Origin of the sequence: Herbaspirillum lusitanum P6-12, from assembly GCF_000256565.1 — a bacterium.
GTDB classification, from domain to species: domain Bacteria; phylum Pseudomonadota; class Gammaproteobacteria; order Burkholderiales; family Burkholderiaceae_D; genus Herbaspirillum; species Herbaspirillum lusitanum.
The window spans coordinates 1-5,333 of record NZ_AJHH01000215.1; the positions used below are offsets into that span (position 1 = coordinate 1).

The window sequence follows — 5,333 nt, forward strand, 5'->3', positions numbered from 1 at the left end:
GGTGCCGTGCCAGGCGCCGTCGCCGAAACGGATCGCGTAGTCCAGTCCTTCACCGGCCAGGTCGACGCGGTTGTTGTTGGTCAGCAGGCGCAGGTCGACGAACGGATAGGTCTGCTGGAATTCGCGCAGCCGCGGCATCAGCCACCCCACGGCGAAGGTGCCGACCACCCCCACCGTGAGCACCTCGCGCCGCCGGCCATCTTCGAACTGGGCCAGCACATCGGCAATGCGGCCAAAGGATTGCGCCACCACCGGCAGTAGCGCCAGCCCCTCATCAGTCAAGGCCAATCCGCGCGGCAGACGCCGGAACAGCGCCACGCCCAGGCGCTGCTCCAGGTTCTTGACCTGCATGCTGACGGCGGTCTGGGTCACGTTCAGCTCGTCGGCGGCAGAGGTGAAGCTGAGATGGCGCGCCGCCACTTCGAAGGCGCGCAGGGCGTTGAGGGGGAGATGCATGAGTCGTCCGAAGTCATCCTGGTATCAGTTTTTCTGTGGTCTGGGGCAAATTATCATGAGTTGCGATGACCGTGCTTGCTGCCTATCATTTCGCTTCGACTCCAATTTTGCAAGGAAAAATGATGACCGACAGAAGACATTTTCTCGCCATGACAGGCGCGGTAGTGGCCGGCTGCCGGCGGCGCCTGGGCAGCCGGAACCGCCGAGGCAAAAAAATCTAAGGACTCCGCTTCCGTCGTGTCGCGTCTGGCCAAGCTGGAAGCCGGCGTCGCCGGCCGTCTCGGCGTGGAAATCCTCGATAGCGGCAGCGGTCGTCGCTGGGGTTATCGCGCCGATAAACGCTTCCCGATGTGCAGCACCTTCAAGTTCCTGGCCGCCTCGGCCGTGCTCAGGCGCGTCGACACCGGCGCCGAGCAGCTCGATCGTCGCATCGTCTACGGCGAAGACGTGCTTGTGAATTATTCGCCGACCACCGGCAAGCACGTCGGCGGCGACGGCCTGTCCTTGGCGCAATTGTGCGAAGCCGCCATCACGCTGAGCGACAACACCGCCGCCAATCTGATCCTGCGCAGCCTCGGCGGCCTCGAGCCGTTCAATAAATTCGTGCGCTCACTGGGCGATGATACGACGCGCCTCGACCGTTTCGAGACCGAGCTCAACACCTCCATCCCCGGCGATCCGCGTGACACCACGACGCCGGCGGCGATGACCGGCAACCTGCAAAAAATCCTGCTCGGCGATGCCTTGTCGGCAGCGTCGCGACGCCAGATCACGGCCTGGATGCTGGCCAACAAAACCGGCGACCGTCGTGTGCGCGCCGGCATGCAACAGGGCTGGAAAGTCGGCGACAAGACCGGTTCGGGCGACTACGGCACCACCAACACCGTCGCCATCATTTGGCCGCCGCAGCGGGCGCCGTTGCTGGCGTCGATTTATCTCACCGAAACCAAGGCCTCGGAAGAGCAGCGCAATGCGGTCCTGGCGGAAGTCGGCAAACTGATCGTCGGCGGCCTCAATCGGTAACATCTGCTCATTCGACTTGTCCATCCGGCAAGATCGTGGTCGTTCCGATAACACTTCCGATGCCGATCTTGTCTAAGCATCAATGCCATTCCCGTTTTTTCGATGCCTGTTGTGCAACATGGGCCTCAAAGCCACGATCTGCGGGGCTTTTCATCGCATGTTGCGGCGAATCAAACTTCTTGTTTTGATTTGTAATGGCGACCTGCCCGGCGGTGTCGGGCGGATCGGGTCGCCTCGAGAATTTGAAAAACACGTCGCGCAGCAGCGACGGTAAAACGGGATGGAAAAAGTAATGAACATTATCGGAAACATGCGAATCGGCAAGCGCCTGGCTTTGGGCTTCGCCGTCATTCTGGCCTTCTCCATCGTGATTACGGCCATCGGCATCTGGCGCTTGCAGACGGTGTCGTCGGCCACGCGCGAGATGATGAGTCAGCCGCTGCTGAAGGAGCGCCTGATCGGCGACTGGTACGCCAATCTCGCCAGCGGGATCCGCCGCACCATCGCCATCGCCAAGAGCAGCGATCCGGCGCTCGGCCCTTATTTCGCGGCGGAGGCGGCGGCTTCGTCGAAGGGTTCCGGCGAGTACCAGAAGAAGGTGGAAGCGTTGCTGGAAAGTGACGAAGAAAAGAAGCTGTTCCAGAAGATCGGCGAACAGCGCAAGTTGTACCTGAGCTCGCGTGACGCCATCAACAAGGCCAAGGCCGCCGGCAACATTGAAGAAGCCGAACGCGTGCTGGAAAAAGACTTCGTACCTGCATCCAACGCCTACCAGGACACCATGCGTCAACTGGTTGAACTGCAGCGCAAGGACATCGACGAGACCGCCAAACACATCGACATCATCGCCGAAGACAGCCGCATTTTGCTGCTCGCGCTGGAAGGCCTGATCCTCGTACTGGGCGTGCTCTGCGCCTGGTACCTGACGGTCGGCATCACGCGTCCGATCAATTCGGCCGTGACGATCTCGCGCCGTGTCGCCGAGGGCGACCTGACCAGCGACGTCCAGGTCGGCAGCAAGGATGAAACCGGCCAGTTGCTGCAAGCGCTGCAAGACATGAACATCAGCCTGCGCGGCATCGTCAGCAACGTGCGCACCGGCACCGACACCATCGCCACGGCCTCGAGCGAAATCGCCGCCGGCAACCTCGATCTGTCCTCCCGCACCGAGCAGCAGGCCAGCGCGCTGGAAGAAACCGCGTCCTCGATGGAAGAGCTGATCTCCACCGTCAAGCAAAATGCCGACAACGCACGCCAGGCCAATCAGCTGGCGGTGTCGGCATCTGAAATCGCCACCCAGGGCGGCGGCGTGGTCGGCCAGGTGGTCGACACCATGGGCGCGATCAACGACTCCTCGCGCAAGATCGTCGACATCATCAGCGTCATCGACGGCATCGCCTTCCAGACCAATATCCTGGCCTTGAATGCCGCGGTGGAAGCAGCGCGTGCGGGCGAGCAGGGTCGCGGTTTCGCCGTGGTCGCCTCCGAAGTGCGCAGCCTGGCGCAACGCTCCGCGGCAGCCGCCAAGGAGATCAAGGTGCTGATCAACGACTCGGTGGAAAAGGTCGGCAACGGCAGCAAGCTGGTCGAGCAGGCCGGCGCGACGATGGCGGAAGTGGTCAACAGCGTCAGGCGCGTCACCGACATCGTCGCCGAGATCAGCTCCGCCAGCGAAGAGCAGACCACCGGCATCGAGCAGATCAACCACGCCATCACCCAGATGGACCAGGTCACCCAGCAGAACGCCGCACTGGTGGAAGAAGCCGCCGCCGCTGCCGCTTCGATGCAGAGCCAGGCCGACAGCCTGGCGCAGCTGGTCAGCGTGTTCACGTTGAGCGGCACACCGGCCTTGCCTGCAGCGCGCCGCACCATCGACATCACGCCGTCGGAACCGCGCCTGCGCTGATTCCTCTGCGACGCTCCGGCAAGTAGCCCGGCCCGGTAACGGTCCGGGCTTTTTTATTGGCGCTCCCTGTGGCTGGATATCCGCAAAGTGGCTGTGCGGGATTCCGGATGTCCGCAAGGAAAGAACTTTCCTGGTTGTAATGAATTTAAAAAAATCCTTTGAAATCAGTAGGTTGATCGACTGCATCTGATTGGCACGATGCCTGCATATGGCTCTCTCAAAACAATAAAGCAGGAGACAGATGTGACGCAGCTTCCTTCGCCGTAGTCCGGCAAATCCACGTCCTTTCTCGCTCCTGTCGCACCGCGCGCAATGTGTTCGCGGCAGCGATTGCAGGCACGCGCCTGACACCCGATACCAAACAGCCGTTCCGTCCATGATTTTTCGTGGCGCAAGTCCGGCCGCTTACAAACCTGGAGATAGCAATGACTCAAACAGTTTCCACCACGTCAGCTTCAGCGACCTCATCCGTCGCTGCAGGACCATCCACCACCAAACAGCGCATCCTTGCGATCCTCGGCGCTTCGTCGGGCAACCTGGTCGAGTGGTTCGACTTCTATGTCTATTCATTCTGTGCAATCTATTTCGCACCGGCCTTCTTTCCCAAGGGCGACACCACCACGCAATTGCTGAATACCGCCGGCGTGTTCGCGGCCGGTTTCCTGATGCGTCCGATCGGCGGTTGGCTATTTGGCCGCATCGCCGACAAGCACGGCCGCAAGACATCGATGATGATCTCCGTGCTGATGATGTGCGGCGGCTCGCTGATGATCGCTTTCTTGCCTACCTATGCCGTGATCGGTACGGCGGCGCCGTTCCTGCTGCTGGTGGCGCGCCTGTTCCAGGGCCTGTCGGTGGGTGGCGAATACGGCACCAGCGCGACTTACATGAGCGAAATCGCGCCAAAAAATAACCGCGGCTTCTTCGCCTCGTTCCAGTACGTCACGCTGATCGGCGGCCAGTTGCTGGCGGTATTGGTGCTGGTCGCCATGCAGCAGACGCTGAGCAATGAAGAGCTGCGCGCCTGGGGCTGGCGCGTGCCGTTCGTGCTGGGCGCATTTGGCGCGCTGATTGCGCTGTATCTGCGCAAGTCGTTGACTGAGACCGCTACCGCCGAGACCCGCACGAAGAAGGAAGCTGGCACCTTCGCCGGTCTGTGGAAGCACAAGCGCGCCTTCTTCACCGTGGTCGGCTTCACCGCCGGCGGCTCGCTGATGTTCTACACCTTCACCACTTACATGCAGAAGTACCTGGTCAACACCGCCGGCATGGACGCCAAGACCGCCAGCGCAGTGATGACCGGCGCGCTGTTCGTCTACATGATCCTGCAGCCGGTGTTCGGCGCACTGTCCGACAAGATCGGTCGCCGCAACATGATGCTGCTGTTCGGCGTGCTCGGCACCCTGTGCACCGTGCCCATCCTGCACATGCTCAAGGATGTCACCGATCCGTACGCAGCCTTCGGCCTGGCGATCCTGGCCTTGTGCATCGTCAGCTTCTACACCTCGATCAGCGGCCTGATCAAGGCCGAGATGTTCCCGCCGGAAGTGCGTGCGCTGTGCGTCGGTCTGTCGTACGCGGTCGGCAATGCCCTCTTCGGCGGCTCGGCCGAGTTCGTCGCGCTGTCGTTCAAGGCGGCCGGCATGGAATCCAACTTCTATTGGTACGTATCGATCATGTGTGCGATCGCTTTGCTGATCACTTTCCGCATGCGCGATCCGAGCAAGGTCGGTTACCTCAAGGACGAGGACTGATGGATTTGCGGGAAGCAAAGGGAGAGAGAGCAGGGCAGCACGCGCCAGCGGGTATCATGGCGGCATGTATGTTCAGCGCACCCCCTCAGCCATGACTTCCCGCAAATTTCCGATACTGATCGCCGTCGTCGCGCTGTGCGCGGGGGCGGTTTTTTTTTTTTTTTTTTTTTATTTCGTTGCGGCGGAAAAAGCGC

Annotated in this window: 5 protein-coding genes and 1 pseudogene; 4 read left to right on the forward strand and 2 right to left on the reverse strand. The window is 61.2% G+C overall.

Features of this window, described 5'->3' with window-relative positions; all coding sequences use genetic code 11:
• Positions 1-456 (reverse strand): LysR family transcriptional regulator (locus tag HLUSI_RS0107175; protein WP_016833336.1); only part of this gene is annotated, 456 nt, incomplete at its 3' end.
• Between the two features lie 65 nt (positions 457-521).
• Between HLUSI_RS0107175 and HLUSI_RS33680 the strand changes: the two genes are divergently transcribed.
• On the forward strand, positions 522-677 hold the full coding sequence (locus HLUSI_RS33680; RefSeq protein ID WP_202946930.1) for a hypothetical protein: 156 nt from the start codon (positions 522-524) through the stop codon (positions 675-677).
• A pseudogene (bla, locus tag HLUSI_RS0107180) lies at positions 640-1,479 on the forward strand (class A beta-lactamase); the annotation flags it as partial. The gene HLUSI_RS33680 and the pseudogene bla, both read left to right, overlap by 38 nt.
• Positions 1,480-1,558: 79 nt before the next feature.
• Here the strand turns inward: bla and HLUSI_RS33950 are convergent.
• Positions 1,559-1,732 carry a hypothetical protein gene (locus HLUSI_RS33950; RefSeq protein ID WP_157137773.1) on the reverse strand — a complete coding sequence of 58 codons (174 nt, stop codon included), beginning with the start codon at positions 1,730-1,732 and terminating at the stop codon, positions 1,559-1,561.
• A gap of 39 nt (positions 1,733-1,771) precedes the next feature.
• Here HLUSI_RS33950 and HLUSI_RS0107185 point away from each other — a divergent pair, with 39 nt between their 5' ends.
• The gene (locus HLUSI_RS0107185) at positions 1,772-3,385 is read left to right on the forward strand and encodes a methyl-accepting chemotaxis protein (RefSeq protein WP_016833338.1); all 1,614 of its coding nucleotides are present in this window, start codon (positions 1,772-1,774) and stop codon (positions 3,383-3,385) included.
• Between the two features lie 425 nt (positions 3,386-3,810).
• On the forward strand, positions 3,811-5,139 hold the full coding sequence (locus tag HLUSI_RS0107190; RefSeq protein WP_016833339.1) for an MFS family transporter: 1,329 nt from the start codon (positions 3,811-3,813) through the stop codon (positions 5,137-5,139).
• The last annotated feature ends 194 nt before the right edge of the window (positions 5,140-5,333 follow it).

Coding starts and splice junctions, on each gene's coding strand:
- HLUSI_RS0107190 (WP_016833339.1), top strand. CDS start 3,811: ATGACTCAAACAGTTTCCACCACGTCAGCTTCAGCGACCTCATCCGTC.
- HLUSI_RS33680 (WP_202946930.1), top strand. CDS start 522: ATGACCGTGCTTGCTGCCTATCATTTCGCTTCGACTCCAATTTTGCAA.
- HLUSI_RS0107185 (WP_016833338.1), top strand. CDS start 1,772: ATGAACATTATCGGAAACATGCGAATCGGCAAGCGCCTGGCTTTGGGC.